16 protein-coding genes and 2 riboswitches are annotated in these 18,647 nt (G+C 37.4%); of the genes, 8 read left to right on the top strand and 8 right to left on the bottom strand.

Features of this window, described 5'->3' with window-relative positions; genetic code table 11:
* Nucleotides 1-54: 54 nt before the first annotated feature.
* Both acsn021_RS03505 and acsn021_RS03500 read left to right on the top strand, forming a co-directional pair.
* The gene (locus acsn021_RS03505; protein WP_184095820.1) at nt 55-1,587 is read left to right on the top strand and encodes an ATP-binding protein; all 1,533 of its coding nucleotides are present in this window, start codon (nt 55-57) and stop codon (nt 1,585-1,587) included.
* Nucleotides 1,577-2,284 (top strand): response regulator, encoded by a 708-nt coding sequence (locus acsn021_RS03500; protein ID WP_334297330.1) that lies wholly within the window; start codon nt 1,577-1,579, stop codon nt 2,282-2,284. The genes acsn021_RS03505 and acsn021_RS03500 overlap by 11 nt, the downstream gene beginning before the upstream one ends.
* Nucleotides 2,285-2,428: 144 nt before the next feature.
* On the opposite strand, the gene acsn021_RS03495 is transcribed toward acsn021_RS03500, so the two are convergent.
* From acsn021_RS03495 to acsn021_RS03480, 4 genes are all read right to left on the bottom strand, one after another.
* On the bottom strand, nt 2,429-3,367 hold the full coding sequence (locus tag acsn021_RS03495) for a carbohydrate ABC transporter permease (protein ID WP_279289771.1): 939 nt from the start codon (nt 3,365-3,367) through the stop codon (nt 2,429-2,431).
* Entirely contained in the window at nt 3,364-4,266 is a 903-nt protein-coding gene (locus acsn021_RS03490; protein ID WP_184095824.1) for a carbohydrate ABC transporter permease, read from the bottom strand. Before acsn021_RS03490 ends, acsn021_RS03495 begins: the two co-directional genes overlap by 4 nt.
* Nucleotides 4,267-4,280: 14 nt before the next feature.
* Nucleotides 4,281-5,669, bottom strand: a complete 1,389-nt coding sequence (locus acsn021_RS03485) for an ABC transporter substrate-binding protein (RefSeq protein WP_184095826.1) — start codon at nt 5,667-5,669, stop codon at nt 4,281-4,283.
* Between the two features lie 470 nt (nt 5,670-6,139).
* Nucleotides 6,140-6,859, bottom strand: coding sequence for a YoaK family protein (locus acsn021_RS03480; RefSeq protein ID WP_184095828.1), 720 nt, complete (start codon nt 6,857-6,859; stop codon nt 6,140-6,142).
* Nucleotides 6,860-7,073: 214 nt separating this feature from the next.
* A riboswitch (TPP riboswitch) is annotated at nt 7,074-7,172 on the top strand.
* A gap of 66 nt (nt 7,173-7,238) precedes the next feature.
* Nucleotides 7,239-7,337: riboswitch (TPP riboswitch) on the top strand.
* 94 nt (nt 7,338-7,431) lie between these two features.
* Here acsn021_RS03480 and thiD point away from each other — a divergent pair.
* From thiD to thiE, 4 genes are all read left to right on the top strand, one after another.
* Nucleotides 7,432-8,217, top strand: coding sequence for a bifunctional hydroxymethylpyrimidine kinase/phosphomethylpyrimidine kinase (gene thiD, locus acsn021_RS03475; RefSeq protein ID WP_184095830.1), 786 nt, complete (start codon nt 7,432-7,434; stop codon nt 8,215-8,217).
* 64 nt (nt 8,218-8,281) lie between these two features.
* A complete protein-coding gene (gene thiC, locus acsn021_RS03470; protein ID WP_184095832.1) occupies nt 8,282-9,589 on the top strand; it encodes a phosphomethylpyrimidine synthase ThiC in 1,308 nt (435 codons plus the stop codon).
* 114 nt (nt 9,590-9,703) lie between these two features.
* Nucleotides 9,704-10,522, top strand: coding sequence for a hydroxyethylthiazole kinase (gene thiM / locus acsn021_RS03465; protein WP_184095834.1), 819 nt, complete (start codon nt 9,704-9,706; stop codon nt 10,520-10,522).
* Nucleotides 10,512-11,141, top strand: a complete 630-nt coding sequence (gene thiE / locus acsn021_RS03460; RefSeq protein ID WP_184095836.1) for a thiamine phosphate synthase — start codon at nt 10,512-10,514, stop codon at nt 11,139-11,141. The genes thiM and thiE overlap by 11 nt, the downstream gene beginning before the upstream one ends.
* Before the next feature lie 152 nt (nt 11,142-11,293).
* Here thiE and acsn021_RS03455 read toward each other — a convergent pair whose 3' ends face one another.
* Together acsn021_RS03455 and acsn021_RS03450 are read right to left on the bottom strand one after the other, a co-directional pair.
* Nucleotides 11,294-12,562: a uracil-xanthine permease family protein gene (locus tag acsn021_RS03455; protein WP_184095838.1), complete on the bottom strand. Its 1,269-nt coding sequence runs from the start codon at nt 12,560-12,562 to the stop codon at nt 11,294-11,296.
* 302 nt (nt 12,563-12,864) lie between these two features.
* Entirely contained in the window at nt 12,865-14,241 is a 1,377-nt protein-coding gene (locus acsn021_RS03450; protein ID WP_184096199.1) for an ISNCY family transposase, read from the bottom strand.
* A 231-nt stretch (nt 14,242-14,472) separates the two neighbouring features.
* On the opposite strand from acsn021_RS03450, the gene acsn021_RS03445 reads away from it, so the two are divergent.
* Together acsn021_RS03445 and acsn021_RS03440 are read left to right on the top strand one after the other, a co-directional pair.
* A complete protein-coding gene (locus acsn021_RS03445) occupies nt 14,473-15,042 on the top strand; it encodes a TetR/AcrR family transcriptional regulator (RefSeq protein WP_184095187.1) in 570 nt (189 codons plus the stop codon).
* A 2-nt stretch (nt 15,043-15,044) separates the two neighbouring features.
* Nucleotides 15,045-15,788, top strand: coding sequence for a CPBP family intramembrane glutamic endopeptidase (locus acsn021_RS03440; protein ID WP_184095189.1), 744 nt, complete (start codon nt 15,045-15,047; stop codon nt 15,786-15,788).
* A 132-nt stretch (nt 15,789-15,920) separates the two neighbouring features.
* Here acsn021_RS03440 and acsn021_RS03435 read toward each other — a convergent pair whose 3' ends face one another.
* Both acsn021_RS03435 and acsn021_RS03430 read right to left on the bottom strand, forming a co-directional pair.
* A complete protein-coding gene (locus acsn021_RS03435; RefSeq protein WP_184095191.1) occupies nt 15,921-17,594 on the bottom strand; it encodes a M3 family oligoendopeptidase in 1,674 nt (557 codons plus the stop codon).
* Between the two features lie 191 nt (nt 17,595-17,785).
* Nucleotides 17,786-18,646 carry an Ig-like domain-containing protein gene (locus acsn021_RS03430; RefSeq protein WP_184095193.1) on the bottom strand — a complete coding sequence of 287 codons (861 nt, stop codon included), beginning with the start codon at nt 18,644-18,646 and terminating at the stop codon, nt 17,786-17,788.
* Nucleotide 18,647 lies beyond the last annotated feature (1 nt).

Genomic DNA, 18,647 nt, shown 5'->3' with positions numbered 1-18,647 from the left:
AAAGTCTCTTTGACTTTTACTTATGCTTTATTATAGTCAGACGAAAGGAACCCTATGAACAGACCTACTAAAATTATTGCCCTAATGGACTTTTTTAAAACCACAACAATTCTTACATTGGCAACCATTACGGCATTTTTCTTTAAATATGCTACTGGCAGTTATCATAATGTATCTATCGTTTATGTTTTGGCTGTGGTTCTTATATCCAAGAACACCAATGGTTATGTATGGGGTATTTTTTCTTCCTTGGCAGGTGTTATCGGCGTAAATTATTACTTTACCCTGCCTTACTTTAATCTTGACTTCACCCGTAATGGCTACCCGATTACTTTTTTGGGAATGTTGCTTATTTCCATCCTAACCAGCACTACTACTGTTCATCTAAAGGAACATGCAAAAAAAGCAGACGAACGAGAGACTAGAAATCGTAAATTAAATGAAATTAATAATAAATTACTTTCCGTAAACGGCCTTAACAGTATTGTAGAACTGGCTCTTGATTATATAACTGATTTTGTGGGTGCATCCACCGTTTTTTATCCCGTTTCCCCTCAGCTTTCTAATAACGGAACCTATCATTGCTTAAGCCAAGATCATGAGAAGCTATTCAAATCTCACCATGAAACTTTTATTGCCCACTGGGTATTTGAAAATACGAAAGCCGCAGGTATCTATACAGATTACCCACAAAATTCCAGCTGCACCTACCTGCCCCTTATCTCCCACGATACAGTTTTTGGTGTCATCGGTATCTATAGACCTTCAATGCATTCTCTATCAGAGGATTCCTTAGCATCTCTTCACCTTATTATTTCGCAGGTAGCTATAGCTTTGGAAAGACAGCATCTTTCTAATAACCAACAGCTTATAAAATTAGAAACGGAAAAGGAAAAAATGAGGGCAAACCTATTACGTGCCATATCACATGACCTTCGTACTCCACTCACCGGAATGATTGGTGCTAGTGAAACCTTAATTAAAAATAGGGATAAACTGCCTCCGGATGAACAAAATCGGTGTCTCCATTATATTTATGAAGATTCCAACTGGCTTTTACACATGGTGGAAAATCTTCTTACCATAACCCGCATTAAAGAAGGCGTATCCTCTGTAAATAAATCACAAGAGATTTTAGAAGAGGTTATAACAGAGGCTGTCTTAAGACTTCGTAAACGCTACCCCGGTGCTGTCATTCAGGTTCACATACCTGAAGAGATTGTTATAGTACCAATGGATCCCACCTTAATCGAACAGGTTATTATTAATCTTGTGGAAAATTCCATTAAATATTCAGGTACGGATGACCCGGTTCTATTATCCGCTGTCCTTTTAGAAGATTCTATCCATATTCAAGTAACTGATAACGGAATTGGGATAACTCCATCAAATTTAGATACCATCTTTGACGGCTATTCTCCAGATGAAAATAAAAGTAGTGATACAAAAAAGGGATTTGGTATCGGTTTATCCATATGTAAAACCATTATTCTAGCCCATAACGGGACTATATATGCTGAAAATAAAAAAGACGGCGGTGCTGTTTTTGTATTCACCCTGCCGCTTGAAAGGAACAATCATGAGTAAAAATACTGTATTAATTATTGAGGACGAACCGAATATTTGTAACTTTATCTCTACTGCCTTAACTGCTAGTGATTATAAGACGATTAACTGTCAGACCGGTAAAGAAGCGTTGGCTCTAATCCCCTCTCACTGTCCGGATGTGGTTTTATTAGACCTTGGACTACCGGATATGGATGGTATTGAGGTTGTAGAAAAGGTTCGAAGCTGGTCCGGTGTCCCCATTATAGTAGTCTCTGCAAGAGATGATGAAAAATCTAAGGTACTGGCTCTAGATGCAGGCGCTGATGACTATATCACCAAACCTTTCGGTACTTCAGAATTAAAGGCTCGAATTCGTGCAGCACTTCGACACAGCTTAAGATTAGAGACTGGTAAGGCTTTACCTGTGACCTTATTTAAAAACAGGGATTTGACTATTGATTTTAATAAACATCTAATTATAGTTCGGGGTGAGGAAGTTCATCTTACCCAGATTGAATATAAATTGGTAACCTTACTGGCACAAAATGCAGGAAAAGTTTTAACTTATGATTATATGATATCAAAAATCTGGGGTCCCTTTGCTTTAAAGGATAATCAAATTCTGCGTGTAAATATGGCGAATATCCGAAGAAAATTAGAGCTAAATCCCGTAGAACCAGAATATATACTGACAGAAATCGGTGTGGGTTACCGGATGTTAGAGGAAGAAATTTAATTGATACTACCAGAGCGGTTCCTAACCTAAGGGTTCTTTTGTATTTCTATGGAATCCATTTGTACAAAATCATGTATAAAAAGAGAATTGACTACGAATACTGGTTAAACCAGAGATGGCTTATAAACCATCCCTGGAAATAATTCAACCTTTTACAGCTCCCGCTGTCATTCCATCAATAAAGTAACTCTGAAAGCATAAAAATAGTACTAATATAGGAAGTACTGCAAAACAAGATCCGGTAATCAATAAATCATAATTATTGCCATACGGTGTGAGCAATGTATTTAGACCAATGGGTAGGGTAAACTTTCTAGCCTCCCGGTATACTAACAGCGGCCAAAGCATACTATTCCATGCTCCCATACCTGTTAGAATTGCCATTGCTGCAAAGGCAGGCTTTGTGATTGGAAGCATTATCCTAAGACAGATTCCATATTCTGTGGCACCGTCAATCCGCCCCGCATCTAAAAGCTCTACAGGCAGTCCTATCATAAACTGGCGAAAGAAAAATATAGTTGACGCTCCGCAGAGCCCCGGCAGGACAACACCGGCTGTTGTGTTAATTAACCTTAAATCTATCATTTCCTGATATAATGGAAGCATCAGAATTTCGAACGGCACCATCATAGTTGCTATGACCAGAAAAAGTAAAAGATTTTTTAACTTGTATTGATACATAGCGAGTCCGTAGGCCACAAAATAGCAGATAATAAGTGTTAGAGAAACAGACAGAATTGTCAGTACAAGACTATTCTTAAACCATAAAAAGTAATTATGTTTACCGGAAAATAAATACCTGTAATTGTTAAGTGTCATGCCTGCTCTATCTAGTTTTACACTGAGTCCATATCGAATTAATTCCTGTCCCGGACGAAAGGAGGCCAATACTGCCGCTGCAAAAGGAAATATAACCAGAATTCCAAGGAAAGTAAAAAAAACCGTGGCAGTAATTGAGCTTATCTTTCTTTTTTCAGACATTCTATAAATCCTTTTCTTTGAATCCTTTCCTTTATACACTTCTTCCTCTAACTTTTTGTCTTTCTTCTCTTTAGAGGAATCTGCATCTGTCAACCGCTTCATGCCTTTTCCTCCTTTCGAAAGGTACCGTTCATAATTAGCTGTATAATATTTATAGTCAATGCAATTCCTAAGAGAACTAATCCTACGGCTGAGGCATATCCCAACTGATTCTTCTCAATCCCTCTCTTGTACAAATAGCCAACAATGGTTAAACCAATGTTATTTGGTGACGCATTGCCATTCCATAGCATAAAGCTTTCTAAGAACATGGCAAGACCTGCATAGATGCTAATAGTAAGAACATATATAGTGGTAGGCTTAAGAAGAGGCAAGGTAACGTACATAAATTTTTGGCGACCTCCTGCCCCGTCAATTTCAGCAGCTTCGTAGAGTCCTTTGTCAATGTTTTTAAGCCCTGACAAAAAGTATAACATATTAACACCAGTCCATCTCCAGCAGGCAATCGTTAGCAGGGCAAAGTAGCTGGTTGAACGTAATTTTAACCATTTGATTGGTTCTATTTTAAACCAGGATAATAACTGGTTCATTTGTGACCCTTCTAACTCACTAAACATTAATCGAAATATAGTACCTGCAACTACTACTGAGGTTAATGCCGGCAAATACAACAAGGCTTTATATAAGCCTTTCAATTTTACCAGATTACTATCCATTACACTGGCAAATAGCATCGGAAAGGGGATTAGTAATACTAAAGTTAAAAGCATATACTGGAAGCTGTTTTTTATAGCTAAGTGAAATACACTATCTTTTAACAGCTTATTATAATTATCAAACCTTACCCATCTAATTTCCCCCGGAAGTATGGACTGGAAGCTCATTTTTACCGTACTAAACAAGGGATAAATCCAAAATACAGTAAAACTCAGGATAAAAGGAAGGACAAAAACATAAGGTGCCGCTTTGCGGGAATACAAAAGCTTTTTTAAATTTTTCATAGAAAGCCTTTCTATTAATATTCTATTTCAAGGGCATCCTGTGCGGCTGCCAGTTCAGATTCTATTTCTGCACCATTTTCAAAACAATTATTTAAGATTGTTAAATTAAATTGTTCTGCTATAGCAGGATTCATTCTACCCACTTTTATAATACCGATTTCATTCTTAATTTCATTTAGTGTATCAAAAGGATTGGTTACAAAATAGGAAAGATACTTGTTGCCTGTGTCCTTGGTAATGGTTTCGTCTGTCCATATGGTTGTATTACAGGTATCAAAGCCAAGTATTTCCCATATCTTTTCGTTTCCCTCATAAGACAGTTTTGCAAATGCAAGGAACTCTGCTGCCAATTCAGTATTTGATGATTGTACCGATACTACAGTACCGGTTCCGCCAATGCCTACTGACCTTGGCTGTCCTTCTTCAAATACCGGACAAGGTGCAATAGCCCATGTATCTTTCATTTCCGGCAAATAATTTAAGAAACGTGACATAAACCACATTGCCTTAGGAAATGAGGCTATATTGCCATCTCCAATATTTGCGAACCCCTCCTCCATATCTACCTGCCCGCCTGGTGATATCATAGCAATACCTTCCTCAAGCCAGCTCTGCTGCATAGTAAGCATTTGTTTGATGGAATTAAGCTCTATGTCCGGAGCACCTTCCTTATTGGTATAATCCTCTCCATATTCTGCCATGGCAAGCCATAGCCAGTCTGTTCCACCGGTATCCACACTGGTCATAAATACCTTACCGCCGCTTGCTTCTTTTAGTTTCTTACCTGCCTCGGCATAGTCATTCCAGGTTACAATTTTGGTATAATCTATTCCATACTGCTCTAATATCTTCGTATTGTAGTACATAACAGTTGCACCTACGTGAGTTGGAGCTCCATAATTCTTACCGTCCTTACTGTATACTTCGATGCGGGCAGGAACAATATCCGTACGGTAAGGATCTATCACCTCATTTAACGGATAAAATTGCACTTGCCCCTGCATGAAATTCGGAAATTGACCAATTTCTATATCACAAATGTCCGGCGCACCGGAACCGGTCTGGTTTGCCATCATTAATTTATTATGCATATCTGCATAGGGATATGTAGTAAAGGTAATATTAAGCTGTTTATCCGGGTTCTTTTGGTTCCAAGTATTTAGCATCTCAGCATAAAAGTTAGAATGAAGTTCAACAAAGGTCCACATCTCAAGGTGTGTACCGTCTTCTGGACCTACTGTTGTTATAGCCTCAGGCTCTGCCTCCCCGCTTTCTTCTGCTGATTCATCCGTGTGATTCGTTTCTGCTGAATCCGTCAAAGCCGTTTTATCAGAACCGCATCCTGCTAATATAGCAGTACTCATAATAAAACATAGAATTAAGCGAATTAATCTTTCTTTCATACAATCTGTCCATTTCAAGCCACAAAAATAAGACTGATAGAGTTTACGTGGCTTTCCTTTCCTTCTTATTTTCTATCAATCCTTGAATTTTTGCCTGCCTTTATTTTAAGCTATAAAATGCAAAGGCCTATTTCTTTTGTTTTGTTATGTTATGTTTACATTTTAACTATAAAAGATAGGTTGAATTGAAACTGGCCACTTTTCAATTATTGTGTCTGATTCATGATTTTACTTTTTTTTCCATATCTCTTACAGGTAATATTATATAACCATCAGGAAATATTTGTCAATTATAATTTAAAATAGTTTATGTTTTATTAAATTATTTTTCAAGTAACATTGCACTACTTGTATTAGCCTGATTAAACCTTAGTGTATATAAGAAAAAGCCGTAGAGTTCACTGGAACTTCGGCTTTATAGCAAGTAAATATTTATTTACAATATATTAGAGATTAATATCAGTTATTATTTATTTTATTGTTTGTATTTTTTGAAACATCCACAAAAATACTGCAAACAAAAGAATACAACACACCCACACTGCCCTTTCCTGCAACAACAGGATAGAATATATTCCCAAAATAACACCCATTATAAACATGAAGATGACTAAAAAGTAAAGTAACGCCTTCTTACCGGCTTCCCTGTTATTTTTTGTTAGAAAATGGTATGCCTCTTCTGTGCCGGTTCGCAGATTACCGGTGCACATTGTAGTCGCATAGGTAAGTCCATGAAGTTTTCGAAAAGCGGATACCTGTAGTGAACATACAAAAGATACTGCTATATTAACCTCGGGATCTAAACTGCCAGAGGGAAGAAATCCAATACCAAACAACAAAAGGATTTCCAGCAGAAGAATTAACTGCCTCCAATGTATAAATTGTTCTCCGTTGGTCTTATGTCTTATAACTTCTGTTGCAAATACCCCAAGTATAAATGCAGAGATAGGAAGGACATAGTGTATAAATTTAATTGGTATTCCCTCACCGATGCTTGCAGCCATAAGTACAATATTTCCGGTCTGGGCATTGGCAAATACCCCTCCTCTGACCCTATAAGTATATATATCTAAAAATCCGCCAACAATTGCCAACAGGCAGCCTGACACCAAGGTTTCCCCTGGGTTTATACCGTGAGGTTTTAGTATCTTCCAAAAGGCTTTTCTGCGTACTTTCTTTATGTTATACATTCTAAATTCCTTTCCAACTGTCATATTCCTTTTGTATCTTTATTATACCTCTTTTCGCTGCGTTGGTAAATAAATTCACCTTTACATTATTGAATTTAGGCAATTATATAACTCTATCTTAGAAAGACAGGAAGTAAGCGGAATCAACCAATAATACATTCTCAAAAAGAAATATTTCCAATTTCATTGACTTTGTAACCAGGAAATATTATACTACAGTCAGCAGGGGGACTGCTTGCAGTTGAGAAGGATAAAACCTGACCCTTAGAACCTGACGGTTAATACCGTGGTAGGGAGCAACTACACTGGCAGTCTGTGCAGGCGTTCCCATTAAAGGGGATGCCTTTTTTTTCTGCTGTTATATTAATTAACTAAATCAAATAGTTTGCGGGGGGACTGCTTGCAGTTGAGAAGGATAAAACCTGACCCTTAGAACCTGACGGTTAACACCGTGGTAGGGAGCAAGGAATCTATGCAAATAAACGATGCCTGGCTTTTTCTGCTGGGCATTTTTTGATTTAAATTATACGCGACTAATGGTTGTAACCAACAGTCGCAGATAGGAGCTAACTATGAAACATGTCTTAACAATTGCCGGTTCTGATTGCAGCGGAGGTGCCGGAATTCAAGCTGATTTAAAAACGTTCTCCGCACTTGGTACCTATGGCATGAGTGTCATTACTTCTGTAGTTGCAGAAAATACCTCTCGCGTTATTTCCATTCATGATCTTCCTCCTTCTGTCCTTTCAGATCAGCTTGATGCTGTATTTGAAGATATACAGGTAGATGCCGTAAAAGTAGGTATGCTTTCCGATGTTACGATTATGGAAACGGTTGTGCACAAATTAACGTTCTATAAGCCACCCTTCATAGTAATAGATCCGGTTATGTCAGCAAAAGGGGGACAGGCACTGATGAAATCAGACGCTTTGACTGCCCTTATAGACAAAATTGTGCCTCTTGCTTATATTCTGACTCCTAATATTCCAGAGGCTGAGACAATGACCGGACTTTCTATAACGACTGTTGAGGATATGAAGATTGCAGCAAATCGTATCTATTCTATGGGCTCTAAATATGTCCTACTAAAAGGCGGACATTTAAAAGGAGCTGCTCTTGATTTGCTATATGACGGCAATAGCTATACAACCTATTCGTCTGAACGTATTCTAACAAAGAATACCCATGGTACAGGTTGTACTTTTTCCTCTGCCATCACTGCCTGCCTTGCAAAAGGATTACCGGTAGAAAAAGCCATAGACAAGGCGAAAGAATACATAACTGGGGCCATCCGGCATGCCCTTCCCATAGGAAAAGGTCATGGGCCTACTAACCACTTTTTTTCGTTCTACCGCTAAACGGACTTGTCCTGGAAGGAATTCGCAAATTAAGCAAACAAATATGAATTATTAGGAGGTTTTTATGAATTATAAAACACAAAAAGAAGCAGCTAAAAAAGGTATTCTGACAAAAGAAATGGAGATTGTTGCAGGAAAGGAATCTTTGGAGCCCCAAAAAATCATAGACTTAATTGCTTCAGGCCAAGTGGCTTTACCCGCAAATAAGAATCATACTGCACTGTCTCCGGAAGGAATAGGCGGCGGCTTAAGAACCAAGATAAATGTTAATCTTGGAATTTCCAAAGACTGTAAAGACTATGAGAAAGAATTCCAAAAGGTTCAGCTAGCCTTACATTATGGTTGTGATGCTATTATGGATTTAAGTAATTATGGGAAAACCAACACATTTCGAAGAGAACTAATCCGCATGTCTCCTGCCATGATTGGAACTGTCCCCATGTATGATGCCATTGGTTACCTAGAAAAAGAATTGGCTGATATAACAGCAGAAGATTTTTTAAAAGTCATAGAAGCTCACGCAAAAGAAGGGGTCGATTTTATGACAATTCATGCCGGAATTACCAGACATAGTGTAGAAGTTTTTAAAAGTACAAAACGTTTGACAAATATCGTATCAAGAGGCGGCTCTTTACTATTTGCCTGGATGGAAATGACCGGTAATGAAAATCCCTTTTATGAACATTACGAGAAAGTCCTTGAAATTTTAAGAGAATATGATGTTACTATCAGCTTAGGCGATGCTCTGCGACCCGGTTCAACGCATGACAGCAGTGATTCCTCTCAGATTAGTGAATTAATAGAGCTTGGAAGGCTTACGAAAGAGGCCTGGAAGAAAGATGTTCAAGTTATAGTAGAAGGGCCTGGACATATGGCAATTAATGAAATAGCTGCAAATATGGTACTTCAAAAACGCCTTTGCCACAATGCTCCCTTTTATGTATTGGGTCCTTTGGTTACAGATATTGCGCCCGGATATGACCACATAACTTCTGCCATTGGCGGAGCTATCGCTGCCACAAATGGTGCTGATTTCCTTTGTTATGTCACTCCAGCAGAACATCTTCGTCTGCCGGAGTTAGAAGATGTTAAAGAAGGAATTATAGCAAGCCGCATTGCTGCTCATGCTGCTGACATCGCAAAAGGACTGCCCGGCGCAAGAGCAGTTGATGATAAAATGAGTGACGCCAGACGCAGGCTGGATTGGGAGGAAATGTTCTCACTTGCAATCGATGGTGAAAAAGCCAGACGTTATTATGAGAGTGTTAGAACTGCTGATGATCACAGTTGCAGCATGTGCGGTAAAATGTGTGCCATGAACACTACTAATTTAATACTTGAAGGTAAGAATATAGAATTAAATACTAATTAGTGCAAATTTATAGTATGCGAAAGTAATAAACACTTTAATACGGCGTATCTCCTACGATTCTCAATTTAACCCTTTAATTTACATGCGGCAAAAGGCCGTAGATGGGAGCTATCTATGAATGAATTTATAAAGGATTTATCCTTGCTCATAACCAAAGTCAGAGAAACTTCACCTCTGATTCACAGCATTACCAACAACGTTACTATAAATGATTGCGCTAACATAATACTGGCTATCGGTGCTTCACCTATAATGGCAGATGACGAAAATGAAATGGAGGATATTGTGAGATTATCCTCTGCTTTGGTGCTTAATCTTGGAACCTTAAATAATAACACAATCCGTGCCATGGTAAGAGCAGGAAAGGCGGCAAATACACTTGGGATTCCTATTGTCCTTGATCCGGTGGGGGCAGGTGCTTCCACCCTGCGAAATTCTACCGTAGATTCTCTGTTCAGCCAATTGAACATAGATATTTTAAGAGGCAACCTGTCAGAAATATCTTATTGCGCAGGTTTACAGGTCTCAACGAAGGGAGTAGATACCTCTCCTTCCGATTACGACAAAGACGGCATTGCTGTTGCTCAAACAGTTGCCAAGAAGTACCAATGCGTTACTGTCATTACCGGAGCACAAGACGTTATCTCCGATGGGAAGAGAACGGTGACCATAGATAATGGAAACCCTATGATGTCTCGTGTTACAGGTACAGGCTGTATGGCAACTGCCCTGACCGGCGCTTTTGCCGGAATATCAAATACTATGTTTTCTGCAGCTGTCGTAAGTATTGCCGTGATGGGTATTGCAGGAGAGACTGCATATGAAATGGCCGGAAATAAAGGGACTGCAAGCTTTCGTACGGCACTAATTGATTCTGTAAGCTGTATGGAAGCCTCAACATTTATAAAGAAGGTACGTATCCATGAAAAATAACACCGATTATTCCTTATATCTAGTAACAGACCGCCAGCTAATGAGTACCGAGACTTTGGAGGAAGCAGTGGAACAAGCTCTCCTTGGCGGCTGTAAACTTATTCAGCTGCGAGAAAAAACAGCCACTTCTCGTGAATTTTATGAACTGGCCTGTAGTATCAAAAGGCTAACAAATCGGTATCAGGCAAAACTCATTATCAATGACCGGATTGACATAGCTCTTGCCATTGATGCTGATGGTGTCCATGTAGGTCAAAACGACCTGCCGGGTACTCTGGCTCGAAAATTAATTGGCACAGATAAATTACTTGGTATTTCTGTCTCTACCATTCACGAAGCTGTGGAAGCCGCCGCTTGCGGAGCGGATTACCTTGGTATTGGAGCCATGTATCCAACTGCGACGAAGACAGATGCCAAAACCGTTTCCATGGATGAATTACTAGAAATTAGAGCGGCTCTTACTTTACCGCTTATTGTAATTGGCGGAATCAACCAATCAAGAGTTGCTGACTTTAAAAATACCGGCATTAACGGCATAGCTGTTGTTTCTTCCGTGATTTCTCAAAAAAATATTAAAAAAGCCACTATAGAATTAAAACGGCTAACAAATCAGTTATAAGCAAAAGAACAAAAAAAGCCTCTTGCTTTTCTATCTACACAAGCTGCCAGACATACATGTCTATCATTCGTGTAACAAGAAAAGCCAAGGGGCTTGTCCTATAAAGTTGCTGAATCGGCAACAAATTTTATCAATCCTACTATATATATTTATTACTCTTCCAGTATACAATCCTTACTCTCTGGTAATAACAACGCAAGTACTATACCACAAATTGCTGCTAAGGCAAGTCCAGAAATTGTAACTGTAGCTGTTATCGGTATATTGTCACAACCGATACCCAATACCAAAATCAGGGCTGCTATCATAAGATTCCTGCTGTTTCCGAAGTTTAATTTGGAGTTAATCAGAATACGGATACCTACTGATGATATCATACCATAAAGTACAATACTGATTCCTCCGGTAACCGGTGTAGGTATGCTGGTTACAAAACCTCCGAATTTACCGATGATACCAAGAACAATCGCAACAACTGCTGCAATTCGGATTACGGAAGGGTCATAGTTTTTGGTAACTGCTAAAACTCCTGTATTTTCACCGTACGTTGTGTTAGCAGGTCCTCCAAGTAAACCGGCTAAGGAGGTTGCAAGACCATCTCCTAAAAGAGTTCTATGAATTCCCGGATCCTCCACGAAATTTTCACCTACGACTGCACTATTCGTAGTTATATCTCCCACATGTTCAATTAAGGTAACTAAAGCTATCGGAGCAATTGCTAAAATTGCATCCAGTCTAAAAGTAGGTAAAAGGAATAACTGTGCTCGTATATTTTCGTCCATTAAAGAAATAATCTCAGCATTTTTTACTGGTGTTAAATCTACAAAACCTAATGGAAGACAAATAATATATCCGACAATGATTGCAAATAGAATCGGCATTAAATTATAAATTCCTTTTGCAAATACAGAAATACAGACAACTGTGGAAAGAACCACAACTGTAACTAAGAGGGCTTTTAAGCTAAATTCACCCTTATCATAGAAGGCGCTGTCAATGGCTGTGCCACTAAGTCTTAAACCAATAACAATTATAATAGGTCCAGTAACAATCGGAGGTAATAATTTACCTACTTTATCATAACCTACCATTTTAATAATTAATGCAAATGCTGCATAAACCAAACCGGCTATGATAATTGCACCTTTCACCGCTGCTAATTTATCCAAGAAATCAGCATCTCCTATTCTAGAATCACCTATGACCGAAATAATACCTCCCATAAAAGCAAAACTGGAACCTAAAAATACAGGAACTTTTTTCTTGGTTACCAAATGAAATAATAAGGTACCTGCTCCGGCACAAAATAAAGTAATTGATGTGTCAAGTCCTGTTAAAGCCGGGACTAATACAGTGGCACCGAACATAGCCAGTACATGCTGGATACCCAGAATAATTTTCTTATTCAGTGTCTTTTCCATTGTTTCCTCCTCTTAGTTGTTTTTCAGTTTTATTAAGCATTAGCAAAACACAAACCTTATAAATATTACAGTATATTCTATAAATAATCAAGAACTTTTTTAATTTTGTATAAAATTCCATAAATTTCTACAAACCCTTAATAAAGTCTATATTATACTCGATGCCTTTCTTGAATTATAGTATCTTTTCTCCCTTTTTCTTCTTGGATTGCATTTATAAATATTTCTCTGTCAAGCATTTTTGAGAATGTCCTAATAAATTTTAAACATTAGCACCAGCTGTGGCTGGTGCTTTTATCTATTTAAGCAGGGACTTCATCATTCCAGTGGTGTTCCTGCATTTTAACAAAACGCCAGAATTCTTGCCTTCTCCAAGGATGATGCATCCCTGGTATCTTCCGCTTTATTGTTCTATTCTGCGACAGCGTAAGATCAAAGTTTTTTGATATTTTCTCATGTGACGGAATTGCTTCTAGCGCATAAATACTCTCATCTATACAACAGTATTTATTACCGTCAAATGCTTCTATTACCATTGCCTTTGTCCCCTTATAAAAGTGTACCTGATGCCCGTTCTTATCAAGTGTCTTAAAATACTTATTTTTAAACTTCAAACAGTGTCCATTATCTATCTTTCTTTCTGTAAGAACAGAAAGAACAAGATTTATTTCTTCTAAAACGGGTTGCTTTTCAAAGACAGATTTGATAAGATTGGTCTCTAGAGCAAACTTGGCATTGTATTCTTTTATGTAGGAGTTTAAGAATGCATTTGCTTCGCTAAGTGTGTTTATGCCTGCCAGGCGTAATTCGACTGGTAGGCGAGATTGTAAGGTTTGGAACAATCGTTCCACTCGACCTTTTGCTTGTGGTATACTGCTGGTCTTGATTTCAACACCTAGCTGTTTACAAGCATAAGCGAATTGTGTGTATGTGTCCTCTTCGATAGAAGGGGCGTTTTTTTGTTTATATTCAAAAACTGTACGGTTATCGGTAAAAAATAAATAGGGAATACCATACTCAGTAAGTACTTGATGAAACACATTGTAGTATCCTTTTAAAGTTTCTTGTTCATCAAAGTAAGCACCGACAATAGTACCAGTTGCATCATCGACAGCGATGTGAAGCTGAGTTTTCGTATCACCGAACCACAAGTGGATCGAAGCATCCATTTGAAGCATTTCGCCAAAATAAGCACATCTAGGACGTCTGGAATGTGCATCCTCGATTGCAACGATATTGGATTGCAACTCTGCTAGTATCTTTTTAGATTTAGTTTGTGTTTTCAAATGTTTAAGTTTTAGTTTGGTTTTTCTTTTTTTTGATCGGGTAGCTTTTGGAGAAAGAATATATTCTTTTTCTAAAATAGAGTTCAATGTAGATACAGAAATAGAAATTCCCTCATACTTCTCTAGAAGCTCGATACAATGAGTAAAATTCGTATCGAAGTACTTACTACGATATAAATCTAGGACAGTTTGCTTGGTTTCTTTTGAAAGAGCATGAGCAGGAGTCCGACCTCTGTTTCCATGTATAAAAAAGGATTTACCATCACGTTTATATCCTGCAATCATTCTATTGATATGTCTTTCGGTGCAACCGATCTTCAAGGCAGCATTCTTTTTATTTCCGTTTGTGTCTACTAACTTCTTTATTACTTCATAACGTTTTTCTTCATTCATAGTCAACTTGACCTTTCTCATAATGTCTCCTCATCTGTAAGTCATGAGGATATAGTGTAACATGGATTACTCATTTGGGACATAATCACTTGTGGTTACTTAAGACATTATCAAAAATGGTTCAGAACTTGGATTGCATTTATAAATATTTCTCTTGACATTGTACCTTTTTGTGTTAATATATAAAATATCACCAGTTACATAACATATGTTATTCAAAGGAGAAACATCATGCCACCCAGAATCAAAATAACAAAAGACTCTATTCTGGACGCTGCCTTTATGGTTACCAGAGAAAAAGGAATCCAGCATGTTAACGCACGTGAATTGGCAAGACAATTAAATTGTTCTACTCAGCCAATTTTTCGAGCATATGAAAGTATGGAGGATTTAAAACTTAATTTATATCAAAAAGTGGAAGCTTACTATAACCAGTTTATGTTTCAGGGACTTGAACACCCCATCCCTTTTTTGGGCATGGGACTTGCTTACATCCGCTTTGCAAGGTTGGAGCGCAATTTTTTTATTCTTCTATTTATGGCCGAGCAGTTTAAAATAAAAAGCTTCTCAGAAATGTTAGAAGGGGAGGATAATCAACAGGTTATCGGTATAATACAAGGAATGACCGGGTTATCAGAGGAATTTGCTAAGGTACTATTTGTTGACATCTGGCTGATGATTCATGGAATTGCTTCTATGGCTGCCACAAATTCCTGTGACCTTGATGAAGCAGAAATTGAAACAATCCTAAAAGACACCTTTGCAGGCTTACTACATCGTTTAAAAGAAAGGGATAATTAATCATGAAACAATCATTTTCAGAAAGAAATCCAGTAATAGCTTCTATCATTTGGGCTGTCATTATCTTGGTATTTTATGCTATAGGAGGTGCAGTTACTACAATAACAGGGGTTCAGGATGCTTCCTACCTGTTTTTATTTGGTGTATTTGTATTATTATCAGTTATACCTGCCTTCATTTATATGTGCCGTTCCAGATTAAGCCTACAGCAATATGGATTTCAAAAACCCTACCGCAAAATTCAGATGGCATATTATATACCCGCGATTTTCATCGAAGCCCTTGGATTTCTTGCTGGTTTTCGTGAACTGAACCCAGCTTATATCCTTTCTGCTTTCTTTTTTACCTTATCCGTAGGTATTGCAGAAGAATTCTATTTTAGAGGGATTATGATTACTCTGTTAAGCCGAATGGGAACAAAGAAAGCTATTCTTATCTCTTCTGTAATCTTTGGTTTAACCCATATTGGTAACGTTGCAGGGGGAGCGAAACTCTCTTTAACCATAGTACAAATTGTATTTGCTTTTGTATTTGGAATCGTATTTGCAGAATTATTCGTTTTAACTAAAAGTCTGGTACCAGTTATTCTTTGGCACTTTATTCATGACTTTTTAGGTTATATACAAACACCTTCTGCTGAACTTTCCAACTCACAACTACTGTTTTTTACTGGCATCCAAACCCTGATTTTAATACTATATGCCTTCTTTTTGTGGAAAAAGCTTGAACAGTCAAAGGATAACTAACGCTCTTTTTCAACAGTGCTGTTTTAGGTGTTTGCAATACACCTTTTTATTCTAACTATAAAACTATTCATTAAAAGATCTGACATTACAGCATACTTTAGAGTACTTTGTAATGTCAGATCTTTTATGCACTTAGAAAATATATTTATTTAATTTTGTTACAATTTCTTCAATACAACCGTCTTCAAAAGGTGAATTTAAACCTACTTCCTTAAGCATATTTACAAAAAAATCACTGGCTGATAACTTACATAACTTTAAATAGCTTTCAAAGGCTTTGGTATAATCTTCATCCATTTTTGTCTTATATTGAAGTGCACATGTCTGTGCAAGACAGTAGTCAATATAATAAAAAGGAGCACTGTAAATATGCTGTTGTTTTTGCCAAAATCCGCCGCCCATAAAATACAAATCGCCTTCATAATCCATCTCTGGTCTGTATTCTTTTTCTAAGCTAGCCCAAATCTCTTTTCTTTCTATTGGAGATAATCCGGGATTTTCATAAATAATATGTTGGAATTCGTCCACCATGCAGCCATAAGGAATGAAAATGACAGCATCCTGTAAGTGCATTCTTCGGTAATCTTCTGCTCTTTCACCAAAAAACAGCTCCATGTATTTATCCGTAAAGAATTCCATGGACATGGAATGAATTTCAGCCGTTTCCATCGTAATATCCCGATATTCTTTTATTTCATACTCTCTGTAAACATAGCCCTGAAAAGCGTGCCCGCATTCATGGGTTATTACATCAACATCTGAACTGGTTCCATTAAAGTTAGCAAAAATAAAGGGTGCATTATAATCAGGCATATAAGTCATATACCCACCTGCCCTCTTATTTTTTCTACCAAGAACATCAAACAATTCATTCTCAAACATAAAGTCAAAGAATTCTTTTGTTTCCGGGGACAAATCACTGTACATGGCTTTTCCCTGCTTTAGTATCTCTTCCGGTGTACCCAGGGGTGCAGGATTCCCCTCTGAAAAGAACATATCATAATCGTAATATTTTAATGCACTTAGTCCCAAACCTTCTCTTCTGAGCTCATGAATTTTTGATACATAAGGAACGAGGTACTTTTTGACCTGGTCACGGAAATTCTTTACCATATCTTTATCATAGCTGTTTCTATTCATACGGTAATAACCAAGTTCTACATAGTTATCATATCCTAATTGCTTTGCCTGTTCCGTTCTGTTTTTAACTAGTTTATCATAAATATCATCTAGCTCTTCACTGTGTCCTGCAAAAAATTCAGAAAGCTTTGACCAAGCCTCTTTTCTTGTTTCACGATTTTTATCTGTCATATATTTTCGAAGCAATGAAATATTTAATTCTTCTCCCTGAAAAGGTATTTTTGCACTTGCAATAAGCTTTTCATAAGTAGTCACCAGATTATTTTCTTCCTGCATAAGAGGAATCAGTTTTTCATCAAAGGATTTCAGCTTTAATTCAATGTTTTTAAATGCTACCTGACCGATTCTATTTTCCATATATTCACGGTAAGGAGATTCGTATAAAACTCTTAAATATCTGGAGGAATAGTCTTGTATCTCAGGTATTATGTTATCGTAATAATCATTTTCTGCTTCATAGAAAGCATCCACTGTATTGCCATCATGACGAATCTGGCTAATGGTTGACATGGTCTCAATTCTGTCGGTCAAGGCATAATACTTTTTGTGTATTTCATATTGCTCTTCTCCGCTCTTTGCAGCTTTCATTTCCTCTATTAATTGTTCAAATTCTTCCTTAACTTTTTTGGAGTCAATACGCTCATAAGGCATTTCTTTAAATTTCATTACACACCCTCTTTTCTACTATGTTATATCTAATATTTTATGGAATATGATTCCTCCTGTCAATTCATCTTATTCAAATATCAGAAATAATTCATATTCAGCTTCGTCTGCTACCTTTGGCCGCAAAAAACGCTTATTCTATCTTTGAGTTTTAGAAAGAATAAGCGATTATTGATAACTTTTCAATACTTCTATTTTGATGCTTTTAAGGTATCTAACAGATAACTTGCAACAATATTTATGTCAGGGGTAACCTTGTCACCTACATCACTTGCTGTAACTTCAAAGAAATAATTATCAATGAAGATATCATATATGGTCTGCTTTATAGTAGTACCCTGATAACTCACCTGATATTCGGTCTTATAAGCAGTTCCTAATTCGGATTCATAATCACTGCTCTTAAAATCTGTCACGGTTGCTTCGACGCCTTGTTGTGCAAATTGTGATTTAATTAGATTTTCAGTAACATAAGCTGATAAGGTTTCTTTCGTAATACTGTAATCCGGTTTCTTCGAACCATTCTCCTGAACTGTTAACACAACAGAAGAGTAACCTTTATCCGTACTTACATCTGATGGTGAGAGCATTATCATTGCAGTATTCCCCTGTTCACTAATGGTAGTTGCCGTAAAGTCTTTTGGCATTACATAAGTTAACTTTTCATAAACCCCTTCTTTCGCTTCAAACGGAGCATTCTTTACAAATGGATTAACCGCTGCAGGTTCTGTAACAGTTACTTTGCAGGTATATTTTCTCTTACTAACCGTTGCAGTTATAGTTACAGTACCAGCTTTTTTAGCTGTAACTTTACCGTTTTTACTTACTGCAGCAACCGATTCATTACTTGAATTCCATGTAGCTTTATCTTTAGACCCGGTAAGTTTTAATACTTTAGAAGCTCCCACCTTAAGAGTCAGTTTTTTCTGACTGATTTTAACCGCTGAAGCCTGAACGGTTACTGTAGTACTTACAGGCAAAACAGTAGGTACAGTTAGTGAAAGTAACAGGGCAGCAGCACAAATTATACTCCATTTTTTAAATTTCTTCATT

This window comes from Anaerocolumna cellulosilytica (assembly GCF_014218335.1).
In the GTDB taxonomy this organism is placed as follows: domain Bacteria; phylum Bacillota; class Clostridia; order Lachnospirales; family Lachnospiraceae; genus Anaerocolumna; species Anaerocolumna cellulosilytica.
This window is presented reverse-complemented; position numbering and strand designations above follow the sequence as displayed.